Annotated in this window: 12 protein-coding genes; 3 read left to right on the top strand and 9 right to left on the bottom strand. The window is 64.4% G+C overall.

The genetic code is table 11. From position 1 onward, the window contains the following. Nucleotides 1-7: 7 nt before the first annotated feature. The 3 genes from ASG84_RS07515 to ASG84_RS07505 form a co-directional block, all read right to left on the bottom strand. On the bottom strand, nt 8-1543 hold the full coding sequence (locus ASG84_RS07515) for a cytochrome ubiquinol oxidase subunit I (RefSeq protein WP_057476411.1): 1536 nt from the start codon (nt 1541-1543) through the stop codon (nt 8-10). 131 nt (nt 1544-1674) lie between these two features. Then, the gene (locus ASG84_RS07510; RefSeq protein WP_057476376.1) at nt 1675-2541 is read right to left on the bottom strand and encodes an aminodeoxychorismate lyase; all 867 of its coding nucleotides are present in this window, start codon (nt 2539-2541) and stop codon (nt 1675-1677) included. A gap of 24 nt (nt 2542-2565) precedes the next feature. Then, on the bottom strand, nt 2566-3864 hold the full coding sequence (locus tag ASG84_RS07505) for a dicarboxylate/amino acid:cation symporter (RefSeq protein ID WP_057476375.1): 1299 nt from the start codon (nt 3862-3864) through the stop codon (nt 2566-2568). A gap of 85 nt (nt 3865-3949) precedes the next feature. Here ASG84_RS07505 and ygfZ point away from each other — a divergent pair, with 85 nt between their 5' ends. The 3 genes from ygfZ (at nt 3950) to ASG84_RS26865 (ending at nt 6148) form a co-directional block, all read left to right on the top strand. Continuing rightward, nucleotides 3950-5071, top strand: coding sequence for a CAF17-like 4Fe-4S cluster assembly/insertion protein YgfZ (ygfZ, locus tag ASG84_RS07500; protein WP_057476374.1), 1122 nt, complete (start codon nt 3950-3952; stop codon nt 5069-5071). Then, nucleotides 5068-5706: an MOSC domain-containing protein gene (locus ASG84_RS07495; protein WP_057476373.1), complete on the top strand. Its 639-nt coding sequence runs from the start codon at nt 5068-5070 to the stop codon at nt 5704-5706. Before ygfZ ends, ASG84_RS07495 begins: the two co-directional genes overlap by 4 nt. 247 nt (nt 5707-5953) lie before the next feature. Continuing rightward, complete coding sequence (locus ASG84_RS26865; RefSeq protein ID WP_008719426.1) at nt 5954-6148, top strand: DUF3073 domain-containing protein; 195 nt, start codon at nt 5954-5956, stop codon at nt 6146-6148. 88 nt (nt 6149-6236) lie between these two features. On the opposite strand, the gene purM is transcribed toward ASG84_RS26865, so the two are convergent. From purM to purF, 6 genes are all read right to left on the bottom strand, one after another. Beyond that, entirely contained in the window at nt 6237-7337 is a 1101-nt protein-coding gene (purM, locus tag ASG84_RS07490; RefSeq protein ID WP_057476372.1) for a phosphoribosylformylglycinamidine cyclo-ligase, read from the bottom strand. Nucleotides 7338-7423: 86 nt separating this feature from the next. Next, entirely contained in the window at nt 7424-9061 is a 1638-nt protein-coding gene (locus ASG84_RS07485; RefSeq protein ID WP_057476371.1) for an ABC transporter ATP-binding protein, read from the bottom strand. Further along, nucleotides 9058-10026 carry an ABC transporter permease gene (locus tag ASG84_RS07480; RefSeq protein ID WP_057476370.1) on the bottom strand — a complete coding sequence of 323 codons (969 nt, stop codon included), beginning with the start codon at nt 10024-10026 and terminating at the stop codon, nt 9058-9060. The genes ASG84_RS07485 and ASG84_RS07480 overlap by 4 nt, the downstream gene beginning before the upstream one ends. Further along, nucleotides 10026-11012, bottom strand: a complete 987-nt coding sequence (locus tag ASG84_RS07475) for an ABC transporter permease (protein WP_057476410.1) — start codon at nt 11010-11012, stop codon at nt 10026-10028. Before ASG84_RS07475 ends, ASG84_RS07480 begins: the two co-directional genes overlap by 1 nt. A gap of 109 nt (nt 11013-11121) precedes the next feature. Next, nucleotides 11122-12768, bottom strand: a complete 1647-nt coding sequence (locus ASG84_RS07470; protein ID WP_057476409.1) for an ABC transporter substrate-binding protein — start codon at nt 12766-12768, stop codon at nt 11122-11124. Between the two features lie 140 nt (nt 12769-12908). Continuing rightward, on the bottom strand, nt 12909-14471 hold the full coding sequence (purF, locus tag ASG84_RS07465) for an amidophosphoribosyltransferase (protein WP_057476408.1): 1563 nt from the start codon (nt 14469-14471) through the stop codon (nt 12909-12911). Between the last annotated feature and the right edge of the window lie 59 nt (nt 14472-14530).

Below are 14530 nucleotides of genomic sequence, written 5' to 3'. Positions count from 1 at the left end.
CTATCCCCTAGTACGCGAACGAGAGCTGTTTCGGCTCTTCGTCTTCCGAATCCGGCGGGTCGACGTGCGGGTGCGCGTCGTGGTCGAGAGGTCCTTCGATGACGTAGCGCCGAAGCAGGTAGAACCAGACAGCTCCGAGAGCGGCGTACAGCAGCGTGAACGTCACCAGCGACGCGAGAACGAGCCCGACGGGATGGTCGGAGACGCCCTGGTCGACGGTGAGGCGGATCTGGTCGACTCCGGAGAGATTGGGCGCGACAACCCATGGCTGACGGCCCATTTCGGTGAAGATCCAACCGGCACTGTTGGCCAGGAACGGCGTCGGAATGGCCAGCAGAGACAGCCACGAGAACCACTTCTGGTCGGGAATCCGGCCACCTCGGGTGACCCACAATCCCGCGATGGCGAGCAGGGCCGAGCCTGCAGCCAGACCGATCATCATCCGGAATGCCCAGTACGTGACGAACAGGTTGGGCTTGTAGTTGCCTGGGCCGAACTGCTGCTCGTACTGATCCTGGAGTTGGTTGACGCCCTGCACGGTGGCACCGAAGTCGTTCTCCGCCAGGAACGACGTGAGGCCGGGAATCGAGATGAGGTGCACCACGGATTCGCAGTTGTTGTGGGTACCCACGGTCAGGAGCGAGAAGCTGGCTCCGGTTTCCGTGTCACACAACGATTCTGCAGATGCCATCTTCATCGGCTGCTGCTCGAACATGAGCTTGCCCTGAATGTCCCCGGTGATGGCGAGCGCGCCGCCTGCGACGATCATGACGATGAAGGACATGCGCGCGGCCGATCGGAACATCGAGCGCGAATCGGTGGCCGGGAGCGCAGCCTGCGGAGTGACCCCATTATCGGAGAGCGCAGCCTGCGGAGTGACCCCAGTAGCCGGTTTGTCCAGCTTGTTCTTTCGCGCCTCGCGCACCATCCACCAACCGGAGATGCCGGCGACGAAGGTTGCGGCGGTGAGGAATGCACCTGCTACGGCGTGCGGGAATGCCGCCAGCGCAGTGTTGTTGGTGAGCAGAGCCCAGATATCGGTGAGCTCGGCGCGGCCGGTCTCCTCGTTGTAGATCGCGCCGACGGGATGCTGCATCCAGGAGTTGGCTGCGATGATGAAGAAGGCAGAGGCGTTCACGCCGATGGCGACGAGCCAAATAGTCGCCAGGTGAACGAGTTTGGGGAGCCGACTCCAACCGAAGATCCACAGCCCGAGGAACGTGGACTCGAGGAAGAAGGCCAGCAATCCCTCGAGCGCGAGTGGCGCGCCGAACACGTCACCGACGAAGCGCGAGTACTCGCTCCAGTTCATCCCGAACTGGAATTCCTGGACGATTCCGGTCGCGACGCCGAGCGCGAAGTTGATGAGGAACAGCTTGCCGAAGAACTTGGTCAGCCGATACCAGGAGTCCTTGCCGGTGATCACCCACATGGTCTGCATGGCGGCCACCAGCGGCGCGAGGCCGATGGTGAGAGGTACGAGAATGAAGTGGTAAACGGTGGTGATACCGAACTGCCACCGCGAGACATCCAACGCGTCCATCGATACTCCGAACTCTTCCACCCGAGCTGTGACGGGCAACACCGCAGGTCAGGGCATTGGCCCGCGACTGATTCGAATGTACTACTACGAGTAGTAGTAGGGAAGAGTCTTTCGGCAGGGTCGTTCGGCACCTATGGCGTAGCGGCGACGTCCACGGCTCGATCGACCATCTCGGACACCTGTTCGCCGCTGCCGGGACGGCCGAGAACGACACCGTTCATCTTCGTGACCCGCGCCGCGAGGGTCACACTGGAGACCAGCCAAACGCTGTCTGCCGCAATGAGATCCGCCGGGTAAAGATGTCCACGTTCGCAGGTCCACCCGGAGGCCTCGGCCACCTCGAACAGACCCGCGACGGTGGTTCCGGCCAGGATGCCCTGCTCCACCGACGGTGTGACCAGTGTCTTACCGCGCGCAAGCACCACCGTCGAACGGGGTCCTTCCAGTACCCGCCCCTCGCTGCTCAAGTAGATGACGTCGTCGGCCCCCTGGGCGGACGCGTGCCGCAGCGCCGCCATGTTCGTTGCGTACGACAGCGTTTTCGCTCCGGCGAGCTGCCAGGGCGCTGTCGACGAAAATTCGACCGAATAACCTCGATCGAGCGTGATCACCGACACCCCGTTCGCACGTGCTGTCCGCACCCGCTCGGGAAGGGGCCCCACCGTCACGAACGCCGTCGGCTCCCCGCCGCTCTCGCGTCCCCTACTGAGCACCAACCGGAGAACGGCCTCGTTCGCCGAGTCCTCGGACCACAGACCGACGGACGTGTCGATCACCGTTCGCCACTCGTTCAGATCGGGAGCAGGCAAGTCCAGTGCCGCCGCCGACGCCGCCAGACGAGCCAGGTGCAACTCCACTGCGCAGGCTGCGCCGCCCCGTACGAGCAATGTCTCGAACACACCGTCGCCGCGTACGGCAGCCAGGTCGTCGGCGAACAACAACGGCTGTCCGGCGTCGTGCACTCGGCCGTCCAACGTCACCACTACCGAATCGGCCATGGCCGTCACTGTAGAGCCAGCCGGTCAGTCGGCTCGATCTGCCTGCGCCATCACGTCGCGGTACTCGTCGAGGTCGATGTCCTCGGCGACTACCGTCTTGGTTCCGTTGTAGACGTCACGGTCGATCTCGTCGTCGGCGTTGGCCACCAACATCGCGACGAACGTGTCTCCGTTGACGTTGAGGAAGGTGCGGAAGATTCCGGCGAACCAGTCGACGGCGATCAACAGGCCGACTGCCTCGAACGGCAGGTCCAAGGACGTTGCGAGGAACATCGCGATCACCGGGAACCCACCCGGCACCGTGATCGTGCCCATGTTCAGCAGGATCGCCAGTCCCATCCCGAGGGCAATCTGGCCGACAGTGAGTTCGACATCGCCGGCCTGCGCGAGAAACATCACGACGATCATGTAGTTCAGGACGGCACCGTACGAGCCCATGGTCAGCCCGATCGAGAGCGTGAAGTTCGCGACCTTCTGACTGACGCCCACCTTCTCCACGGTGTTCTTCAGAACGGTCGGGAACGTGACGGCAGAACTCGTGGTCGTGACCGCAATCGCCGTCTGCTCGGTGAGCTTGTTCGGCAGGCTCCTGGGATCCAGTCGGGTTCGTACGGTCACCACGACCACGAACAGCGCAAAGAGAATCAGGACGCCGAGCAGGGTGGTGCCCAAATAACTCAAGGCCGTCGAGACGACGGAGAACCCGACATCCCCGGCGAGAGCTGCGAGCAGACAGAAGACACCGACCGGAGCGATGGTCATGACCAGGCGAATCATGGTCAGAACGATCTGCTGAATCTGGTCCATGAACGTCAGCACTCGGTCGTCGCCGGTCTTGGTGATGTGGCTGCGCAACGCGATCCCGAACAGCAACGAGAACACGATGATCGGCACCATCGTCGCTGTGGACATCGCGCTGAAGACATTGGTCGAGACGAAATTCAGCAGGGTGTCCTGCCAGCCGAGCGCCTCGCTCGCGCTTTCCTCGAGGCTCGGGTCCAGTTGTTGGGTGAACTCCATGCCCGCACCGGGACGGATGAGAGTACTGAGCACCCACGCCAGTACTGCTGCCACGAACGAGAAACCGATCATCCACTTGAACGTGCGCACCGCGATCTTGCCGGTGCCGGTTCCGGACATGGACCCCGTTGCCACGATCACCGACGCCATGACCAGCGGCACGATCGACATCTGAATCAGGCGGATGAACAGATCGCCGACGAACTTCAGGTTCGCGGCCCAGTCACCGACGATCAGTCCGAACACGATTCCGCCGATTGCGGCCAAGCCGATCTGCGCTGCGGGGTGTCTCAAAGCTTTCACGGATCGAAACCTAGACAGGGCACGGCGCCCCCTGATATCGGACGCGTTGCGCGTAGGTAAAACGTCAGGCTCCTACTATGGACTGGTGTCCGATTCCGTGACGATCAGTCCAAGTCCTCTTCTCACTCTTCCCGGTGCGGTTCCATCCCCGGACGACAGCGTCGACACCGGGGTGGCCTGGCACTACGGCAATCCGTTCGGCGAACAACGCGACGCCGTCAGCGGGGCCGCCGTCATCGATCGATCCCATCGCTTCGTTCTCGCCATCAGCGGAGACGAACGCCTGAGCTGGTTGAACACGATCTCGAGCCAGCTCGTCTCGAACCTGTCCGATGGCAGCTCGGCCGAGAATTTGAGCCTGGACGTCAACGGCCGCATCGAGCACCACTTCGTTCAGACCGACTTGGACGGCGTCACCTACATCGATACCGAACGCACCGCAGGCCCCGATCTGCTGTCGTTTCTGAAGAAGATGGTGTTCTGGGCGAAGGCCGAACCCCGCGAGGCCGACGAATTGGCCGTTCTCACCGTCCTCGGGACCGACGCGGCCTCGGTGCTCGGCAAGGCCGGCGTGCCGGTACCGAGCGAGATCTACGGTGCGACGGCGATCGACGGCAGCGGCTTCTGCAGGCGAATGCCGTGGCCCGGCCAGAACTCGTACGACGTGGTGATCCCCCGCGCACAGCTCACCGAGTGGTTCCTCCGACTCCGCGACGCGGGTGCCGCGCCGGCCGGAACCTGGACGTTCGACGCGTTGCGGGTGGAATCGCTGCGTCCGCGGGTGGGCGTCGACACGGACGAGAAGACCATTCCGCACGAGGTTCGCTGGATCGGCAGTGCCGCCGAGTTCGGTGCCGTGCACCTGGAGAAGGGCTGCTACCGCGGCCAGGAAACCGTCTCGCGTGTCCACAACCTGGGTCGACCACCGCGGCACCTGGTGCTGCTGCACCTGGACGGGTCCGCGGACGGTCGGCCCAGCACCGGTGATCCGGTCACCGCAGGCGGACGATCGGTGGGCCGTCTGGGCACCGTCATCGATCACTTCGAGCTCGGCCCGATCGCGCTGGGTCTGCTCAAGAGAACGATTCCGGTGGACACTGCCCTCGAAGCGGGTCCGTGTGCGGCGTCGATCGATCCCGATTCGATCCCGTCGTACGACGACGTTCAGGCCGGCCGCGCGGCCGTCGACCGCCTTCGCGGCCGGTGACCGGGACCGTTCTCGCGGTCTGCGTCGTGCATGCCGATGTTCCGTTCGGACGTCGCGGCGTCGTGGACAGCGGCATCGACAAGCGGCCGGTCGACGGTCCGGTGGATGTGCACGAGCTGGGTATCGGCGGGGACCACTGCCGGGACACCAAGTTCCACGGCGGTCTCGATCAGGCCGTGTACGCCTACGACGAGGCCGAGGCGCAGTACTGGGCCGACGAGCTGGGAGTGCCGGTTCCGCCGGGTCGATTCGGCGAGAACCTCCGCACCGACGGTGTCCCGGTGACCGACGCGGTGATCGGGTCCAGGTGGCGCGTCGGAACGGTCACCTTGGAGGTGACGATCGCCCGTAAGCCCTGTGCGACGTTCGCGCGGTGGATGGACGAGCCCAGATGGATTCGTCGCTTCGCGGATCGCGGTGATGTGGGCGCGTACTTCCGGGTCGTCGAGCCAGGCGTGTTCCGCAGCGGTGACGCCGTGGCCGTGGAGTCGGTCCCGCGGCACGGGGTGACGGTTCGCGACCTGTTCCGAGGTACCGACGCGACCGCGATGGCCACTCTGCTCGACGAGCCCGATTTGGCACCGAAGGTGTACCGCGACGCGGCCGCGGCGTTGAAATCCTCGCGAAGGCCATGACGCGCAGCACGTAGTTCTCGTGTCGCAACACGAAGATAGTTTGCCTGTGCACGGATATCTGCAGGTACAGGCAGCGCGGACCCGTGCCCCGGGCGTGTCGCGCCGGAGTGCCCACCACCGACACGTGGCACCGTATGCGCATCGCGGCGATTCGCGCGCTAGAGTGTGTGCCAGGAAGAAATACCAACTCTAACGGGGCCGCCAAATTTCCCCAGGCCGCCCCGCAAGTCCGCGAGGGGGCACCGCCATGGGCCGAGGCAGGGCTAAGGCAAAGCAGACAAAGGTCGCTCGTGAGCTCAAGTACAGCTCGCCGACAACGGACTTGGAGAGTCTGCAGAAAGAACTCTCCGGTGGTTCGTCCAACTCCCATCGTGGCATCCACTCTGACTCGGATGTGCATTCCCGAGTCGAGGAAGACGAGTACGAGGACTGGCGACGCTAGTACTGTGCACTGAACGACTGAGGGGGAGCCGCTGAGCGGCTCCCCCTCACTTGTTCGTCCGGTGCTCGGGCGATCAGAACCCTGCCGTTCAGAACCGCGGGTGGTTGCCCAGCAGCATTGCACGCTCGGCAGCGATGTCCTTACCGGTGGCCTTCTTCACCGTGCCCAGAGTCCAGCAGTCGATGTGACGTGCGGTCAGCACGGCCAGCGCGCGGTCGACATCCTCGGGAGCGACGATCGCGACCATGCCGACGCCCATGTTGAACGTCTGCTCCATCTCGGCTCGCTCGACGCGTCCGCGCTGAGCGATGAGCGAGAAGATCGGGGCCGGACTCCACGTGGTGCGGTCGAGTTCGGCCACCAGTCCCTCTGGCATGACGCGGGAGAGGTTGTTGGCGAGTCCGCCGCCGGTGACGTGGCAGAACGTGCGCACGTCGGTCTCGGCTGCGAGCGCGAGGCAGTCCTTGGCGTAGATCTTGGTCGGCTCGAGCAATTCCTCGCCCAGAGTGCGACCGAACTCCTCGACGTGGCCGCCGAGGTCCATGTGATTGATCTCGAGCAGCACCTTGCGAGCCAACGAGTAGCCGTTGGAGTGCAGACCGGACGATCCCATGCCGATGACGACGTCACCGGGACGCACCCGCTCGGGTCCCAGGATCGAATCCGCTTCCACGACGCCGATGCCCGTGGCCGAGAGGTCGTAGTCGCCGTCGGCCATCAACCCCGGGTGTTCGGCCGTCTCGCCGCCGAGCAACGCACAGCCGGCGATGATGCAGCCCTCGGCGATGCCCTTGACCAGCTCTGCGACCTGCTCGGGAACGACACGGCCCACGGCGATGTAGTCCTGCAGGAACAGCGGCTCGGCTCCACAGACGACGAGATCGTCGACGACCATCGCCACCAGGTCGAGGCCGAGCGTGTCGTGCTTACCGAGGGCCTGCGCCACGGCCACCTTGGTGCCGACGCCGTCGGTCGAGGCGGCCAGGACCGGCTCACGGTAGTCGCCCTTGAGCGCGAAGAGACCGGCGAAACCGCCGAGACCGCCCATCACCTCGGGCCTACTGGCCTTCTTGGCGAGCGGCGCGAACAGCTGCACTGCTCGGTCTCCTGCGGCGATGTCGACCCCGGCCGCCGCGTAGGAGGCACCGCCCGAGTGAGTTGCGCTCGTGGGTTGGGATTCCTCGGTCATTCGGCTCCAGCCTGTGTACTAGTTCATGTCGGCGCCCGGTTCGGCGCGGCCCCAACGGTACCGGAGTGCCCGGTCAGGAGAAGAACTCACGTGTGCAGGCGCTTGCCCGGAATCGCGGCCAACAGCTTCTTCGTGTAGTCCGCCTCCGGGGATCGCAGAATCTTCCACGGGGTTCCCTCTTCGACGATTCCCCCGTTGCGCAGCACCACCACACGATGCGCGACGCGGTCCACCACGGCGAGATCGTGGCTGATGAACAGGCACGCGAAGCCGAATTCCTGCTGTAGCGCCTCGAACAGGTCCAACACTGCTGCCTGCACCGACACGTCGAGCGCACTGGTCGGCTCGTCCGCCACCACCAGATCCGGACCCAGCACCAGTGCGCGCGCCAGGCTGACGCGCTGCCGCTGTCCACCGGACAACTCGTGCGGGTACCGCTTGTCGGTGCCGGACGGCAGTTGCACGGCGTCGAGAAGCTCGGTCGTTCTGGCTGCGATCGCGTCCTTGGACCCGTACTTGTGCACGATCATCGGCTCGGCGATGCACTGTCCGACGGTCAGTCGCGGGTTCAGCGACGCCGACGGATCCTGGAATACGAAGCCGAAGCGCTTACGCAGGGGCTTGAGCTTGCGTTCGCTGACCCCGGCAATGTTCTGTCCCATCACCGTCACGCTGCCGCTGGTGGGCTTCTGCAATGCCGCAACACATCTACCGATGGTCGACTTGCCCGAGCCGGATTCACCCACCAGACCCAGGGTTTCGCCCCGGTGGATGGTGAGTGAGACGTCGTCGACCGCACGGAACGCCGGGGAGCCGACCCCACCGGAGAACTGCACCATCAGCCGGGACACGTCGAGTACCGGTTCGCCCGAGGTGTCGACGGTCTTGTCCGACTCCACCGCAGCAAGAGTCGGCACGGCGGCCAGTAGCTTCTTGGTGTAGTCGTCGGCGGGGGCGTCGAACAGCTGCGCCACCGGCGCTTCCTCGACGACGCGACCGTTCTGCATGACGACGACGCGGTCAGCCAGATCGGATACGACGCCCATGCTGTGAGTGATCAGCACGATGGCGCAGCCCAACCGATCCTTGAGATCGCGGAGCAGTTCGAGGATCTCGGCCTGCACCGTGACGTCGAGGGCCGTTGTCGGCTCGTCGGCGATGATGACCTTCGCCTCGCACGAGATGGCGATCGCGATCATGACGCGTTGCTTCTGCCCACCCGAGAGCTCGTGCGGGTAGTACGAGAAGCGCTGCTCGGGATTGGGCAGACCCACCATCGTCAGCAACTCGACGGCCCGCGCCTCGGCGTCCTTCGCCGACATCCGTTTACCGTCGTCCGGAGTGTGGGCCCGGAGTGCTTCGACGATCTGATACCCGATGGTGAACAGCGGATCGAGAGCGCTGCCCGGTTCCTGGAACACCATCGAGATCTTGTTGCCGCGCAACTGCGCCCACGCCTTGTTGCTCAGCGTGGTCACGTCCTGGCCGCCGAGCACCACGTGTCCTTCGACGCGTGCGGTGTCGGGCAGCAGACCGATGGCGGATCGGACGCTGACGGATTTGCCCGAGCCGGACTCCCCCACCACAGCCAGTACCTCGCCGGGATACACCTCGAACGAGACCTCGGTGACGGCGTCGACTTCGCCGGCATCGGTCAGAAATGTGACGGACAACGACTGCACCGACAGTGCGGACTCTCGTGGAGTCACAACGCTCGATGTCATACCTTCACCGCCTTCTTCAACTTCTTGCGGGTGCGCAGCAGCGGATTGAGTGTCTCGCTTGCACTTTCACCCACCATGGTCAGACCGAGTACCACCAGCACGATGCCGAGGCCCGGGAACACCGACGTCCACCAGATGCCGTTGGAGATGTCGGGCAGGGCCTTGTTGATGTCGTAGCCCCATTCCGAGGCGGAGGTGGGTTCGATGCCGAACCCGAGGAAACCGAGTCCGGCAAGGGTCAGGATGGCCTCGGCCCCGTTGAGGGTGATGATGACCGGCAGCGTCTGCACCACGTTGGCGAGGATGTGCCGGAACAGGATTCGCGGTGTGCCGGCCCCGGTGACCCGTGCGGCATCGACGTACGGTTCGGTTTTGACCGCCACCGTGGCGTTGCGGACCACCCGGAAGTACTGCGGTACGAAGATGGCCGTGATGGCGATGGCTGCGGACGCGATGCCACCGAAGCTCGACGACTGTCCACCCGCCACGACGATCGAGATGACCACCGCGAGAAGCAGAGACGGGAATGCGTACATCGCGTCCATGAACAGCACGAGCACGCGGTCGAACCAGCGCCCGATGTAACCCGAGGCGAGCCCGAGAGGAACGCCGATGATCAGCGAGAGAATCAACGACGACGCGATCACCATCAATGCCGTTCTGGCACCGTAGATCACCCGCGAGAACACGTCCTCGCCGCGGACCGAGGTACCGAACCAGTGCTCGGCGGACGGCGCCGCTTGGCGAGCGAAATCCAGCCCGGCATCGCTGGTCTGCGAGAACCCGTACGGCGCGAGAAGCGGCGCGAACACCGCCGCGATGACGAACCCCACCATCAGGGCCAAGCCGACGATCAACGTGACGCGTTGCAATCCCGAGGTGGACTTGACGAACGCGACGCCGGGAAATCCTCGACGGTGTGGACGGGTGGGAGGTACGTCGGACAGCACGACTTCGGTGCTCATCAGAACCTCACTCTCGGGTCGATGAGGGCAACGATCGCGTCGGTGACGAAGCTGACGACGGCGACCACCACGGCCAGGAACGTCACGATGCCTTGCACCGCAACGAAATCGCGTGCCTGCAGGTACCGGGCGAGTTCGTACCCCAGCCCCTGCCACTCGAAGGTGGTTTCGGTGAGCACCGCGCCGCCGAGCAGCACGGCGATCTGCAGGCCGATGACGGTGACGATGGGGATCATCGCGTTGCGGAACGCATGTCTTCTCGTCACCGTTCCTTCGCTCAACCCGCGAGCCCGAGCGGCATCGACGAACGGTGCCTGCAACGTCTGAATGAGGTTGACGCGCACCAGCCGCAGGAATACGCCGGCCGTCAACAGTCCCAGCGCGAGAGCAGGCAGCACTGCGTGCTCGAGCACGTCGAGGGTGTAGCCCGTGTCGCCGTACAGGAACGAATCGACGATCAGAATGTTGGTCTTGGGCGCGACGTTCTGCAGTGCCAGTTCCACATTGGTACTGGCTCGTCCCGCCACCGGTAGCCAGCCGAGCTTGACTGCGAACAACAGCTTGAGCAGCATTCCGACGAAGAACACCGGGGCCGCGTACGCCAGGATCGCGAAGATCCGCAACGAGGCGTCGCCGAATCGGTCGCGGTGGGTGGCGGCGAAGAAGCCGAGCGGAATACCGACGGCGAAGGCGACCAGCAACGCCCAGAAGGCCAATTCGAGAGTGGCTGCGCCATTGACGAGCAGGACGTCGCTGATTGCGCGATTGTCGGTGGCGGAGCGGCCGAAATCGCCGCGCAGCAGGCCGGTCAGGTACTCCCAGTACTGCGTGAGGATCGGCCGGTCGTAGCCGGCCTCGGCCTTGCGCTGGGCGATCTGCTCGGCAGGGAGGCGGCCACCGAGGGCCGCCGTGATCGGATCACCGATCACCCGCATCAAAAAGAAGACGACGGTGACGAGAATCCAGGCAGTCGGAATGATCAGCAGAAATCTGACCCCGAGATAACGGGCGAGCGCGCCGTACCGTGACGGCGCGCTCGCCTGCTGTGCTTGCTTCTCGCCCGCTACCGCCGTGCTGTCGGTAGTGGGCACGCCGTCAGCTCTTGGCGAGCGTGACGAACCGGAACTTGAACGAGGCGTCGAGCGTCTCGTCCACGCCGCTGATCGCATCGGTGGCGACGGCGATCTGCTTGCCCTCCAACAACGGAAGAGTGGGCAGGTAGTTCGTGGCGAGCTCGGTCTGAATCTGTCCGATGATCTGCATCCGCGCGTTCTCGTCGGCCGTCGTGCGCTCGAGGTCGAGCAGTGACGTGATGGCCGGGCTCTCGAAGTGCGACTGCAGGAAGTTGTCCGGCGCGAAGAACGGCGTCAGGTAGTTGTCTGCGTCGGGGTAGTCCGGGAACCAACCCAGCTGGTACACCGGGTAGGCGTCGGCGACGCGTTCCTTGGTGTACGTGCTCCACTCGGTGGACTGCAGGTTCACGTTGAACAGGCCCGTCGCATCGAGCTGGCTCTTGATCGCGGCGTATTCCTCGCTCGACGACGAACCGTAGTGGTCCGGGTTGTACTGCAGGTTGAGCTGCACCGGGGTGGCAACGCCTGCGGCAGAAAGGAATCCGGCTGCCTCGTCGCGGTTGGGCGTGGTGCCGTAGACATCTCCGTACGCGGTGTTCGCACCGGCCAAGCCGGTGGGGACGACGGAGTACAGCGGGGTGTACGTGCCCTTGTAGACACCGTCGGACAGTGCCTGACGATCGACCGAGGCCGCAATTGCCTTGCGTACGGCCAACTTCTGATCGGGGGTGTCGCCGGGCATCGTGTTCATGTTGAAGACCATGTAGCGCGATTCGCCGCCGGGTCCCTCGTGCACCGTCAGACCGTCCACGCTGCCGAGAGATTCGACGTCCGTCGGCGTCAACGAGCGCCACGCGACGTCGATGGCCTTGTTCTGCACGTCGAGCTTGAGGTTGTCGGAGCTGGTGTAGTACTTGGTGTTGATCGACGACGTCTTCGGCGTGCCGAGGATGCCCTTGTAGTCACCGTTCGCGGTGAAGCTGACGAGGGAGTTCTTGGCGTAGCTCGAGATCGAGTACGGGCCGGCGAACGGGGTGCCGGCCACGATGGCGTCGTCGTCGAGAACCTTGTCCGCCGGGAACACCGTCTGGTCGACGATCGGACCTGCCGGTGTTGCCAGGATCTGCGGGAACGTCTGATCGTTCGCTGCCTTCAGCGTGAACTCGACGGTCTTCTCGTCCGGCGTCGCGATGCTGTCGAGATTGGTCAGCAGCGACGCAGGCCCGTTGGGGTCGTTGATCGCGACGATCCGGTCGAACGAGTACTTCACGCTCTCGCTCGTCAGCGGGTTGCCGTTCGCGAACTTCAGATCGTCCTTCAGGGTGCACGTGTAGACGGTCGGTTCGGAGAAATCGCAGCTCTCGGCGGCGTCGGGCTCGAGCTCGGAGCTGCCGGGAGCGAAGTTCATCAGGAACGGGTATGTCTGGTTCATCACCATGAACGAGCCGTTGTCGTACGAGCCCGCCGGATCGAGCGAGGTCACCTGGTCGGTGGTGCCGACGGTGATCGTGTCTCCGCCGCCGCCGCCGTCACCGGATCCGCCGGCGTCGGTGCGACCGGAGCCGCATGCTGCGGCCGTCAACGCGAGTACCGACAGTGCTGCCACTGCAGCGGTCTTCTTGCCGTGCTTGCGCACAGCTGTCCTTGATGCCGCGCTGTAGCGCTGCATGCGTCCGTCGTCGGGCGACAGGGTCATCTGAGCCTCTATCCAAATCGGTGTGTCCTATGTAACTCGGGACAGTACCGATGGACTGTTTCCAATATGTGGCATTGAGAAAACCCTGCTGTTCCCTATCGGCAAACCGCAGGTCAAGGCCTACTGAGAGCGCTCACATTCGCGTCGTTGGCCACCGGCTGGCCGGCTGCCGACGCCAGCAGACCCTCGAGAACGTGCTTGCCGAGCGCATTGTCGGCGGGCAGATCGATCGGGTACTTGCCGGTGAAACATGCTGCACACAACCGCGATTCGGGCTGCTCCGACGCCGCGATCATGCCGTCGATGGAGATGTACCCCAGCGAATCGGCACCGATGGCCTGGCGGACGCCTTCGAGAATCCCGTCCTCGGAGTCGACGCCGTTGGCGATCAACTCTGCGGGAGAAGCGAAGTCGATGCCGTAGAAGCATGGCCACCGTACCGGCGGGGACGCGATGCGGACGTGAATTTCGAGCGCACCGGCTTCTCGCAGCATCCTGATCAGCGCACGCTGGGTATTGCCGCGGACGATCGAATCGTCCACCACCACCAGCCTTTTGCCCCGAATGACCTCTTTGAGTGGATTCAGTTTGAGCCGAATGCCGAGCTGACGAATGGTCTGCGACGGCTGAATGAACGTGCGGCCCACGTAGGCGTTCTTCATCAGCCCCTGGCCGTAGGGAATTCCGGACCCCTGAGCAAAACCGACCGCGGCGGGAGTTCCGCTCTCGGGCACCGGAATCACCAGATCACCCTCGGCCGGATGCTCCTTGGCGAGCCGTCGTCCGATCTCGACGCGGGTCGAGTGCACCGAACGGCCACCGATCACGCTGTCGGGCCGCGCGAGGTAGACGTACTCGAACACGCATCCCTTGGGCTCGGGGGCGGCGAAACGCGACGACCGGACGCCGTCGGCATCGATCGCGAGCAGCTCGCCGGGCTCGATGTCTCGAACGAACGCAGCACCGACGATGTCGAGCGCAGCCGTTTCACTGGCCACCACCCAGCCACGATCGAGGCGGCCGAGGCACAGCGGGCGAACACCGTGCGGATCACGGGCGGCGTAGAGGGTGTGCTCGTCCATGAACGTCAAGCAGAACGCGCCTTTGAGCTGCGGCAGCAGTTCCATCGCAGCCTGCTCGATGGTGCAATCGGCGGCCTTGTGCGCCAGCAGCGCCGTGACGACGTCGGAATCGGAGGTGCCGTTGCCCTGCAACCGATCGTTGATCAGCCCTGCATCACGTGCCTTGGTAGCGAGCTCGGCAAAGTTCACGAGATTTCCGTTGTGACCGAGCGCAATTCCGGTGCCCGCAGTGGTGGTACGGAAGATCGGCTGCGCATTCTCCCACGTCACCGACCCGCTGGTGGAATACCGGCAGTGCCCGATGGCGACGTGCCCGGGCATCGCCCCGAGCGTCTGCTCGTCGAACACCTGACTGACGAGGCCGAGATCCTTGAACACCAATACCTGGGAACCGTCGGACACTGCGATTCCGGCAGCTTCCTGGCCGCGGTGCTGCAGCGCGTAGAGGCCGTAATACGAGAGCTTGGCCACATCCTCGCCCGGTGCCCATACTCCGAACACTCCGCACTCTTCGCGCGGCTCGTTCTCCGGTTCGTCGAGGGGTTTGCTTAGCAGAAGATTCGGACTGTCGACCGACAAATCGGCGTTGGTCACGGGCATTGCTCCCTTGGGGGACGGGGCGGGGGGGCCGTGCCTGAGTCTACGGGCACACG

Source organism: Rhodococcus sp. Leaf278, from assembly GCF_001426085.1.
GTDB lineage: Bacteria > Actinomycetota > Actinomycetes > Mycobacteriales > Mycobacteriaceae > Rhodococcoides.
The sequence above is the reverse complement of the archived record's forward strand: the minus strand, read 5'-3'. Positions and strand labels throughout refer to the sequence as shown.

What these genes read in the sequence shown, in the direction of transcription:
- ASG84_RS07470 (WP_057476409.1), bottom strand. Translation starts at nt 12,768, where the DNA reads ATGCAGCGCTACAGCGCGGCATCAAGGACAGCTGTGCGCAAGCACGGC.
- purM (WP_057476372.1), bottom strand. Translation starts at nt 7,337, where the DNA reads ATGACCGAGGAATCCCAACCCACGAGCGCAACTCACTCGGGCGGTGCC.
- ASG84_RS07515 (WP_057476411.1), bottom strand. Translation starts at nt 1,543, where the DNA reads ATGGACGCGTTGGATGTCTCGCGGTGGCAGTTCGGTATCACCACCGTT.
- ASG84_RS07510 (WP_057476376.1), bottom strand. Translation starts at nt 2,541, where the DNA reads ATGGCCGATTCGGTAGTGGTGACGTTGGACGGCCGAGTGCACGACGCC.
- ASG84_RS26865 (WP_008719426.1), top strand. Translation starts at nt 5,954, where the DNA reads ATGGGCCGAGGCAGGGCTAAGGCAAAGCAGACAAAGGTCGCTCGTGAG.
- ASG84_RS07485 (WP_057476371.1), bottom strand. Translation starts at nt 9,061, where the DNA reads ATGACATCGAGCGTTGTGACTCCACGAGAGTCCGCACTGTCGGTGCAG.
- ASG84_RS07480 (WP_057476370.1), bottom strand. Translation starts at nt 10,026, where the DNA reads ATGAGCACCGAAGTCGTGCTGTCCGACGTACCTCCCACCCGTCCACAC.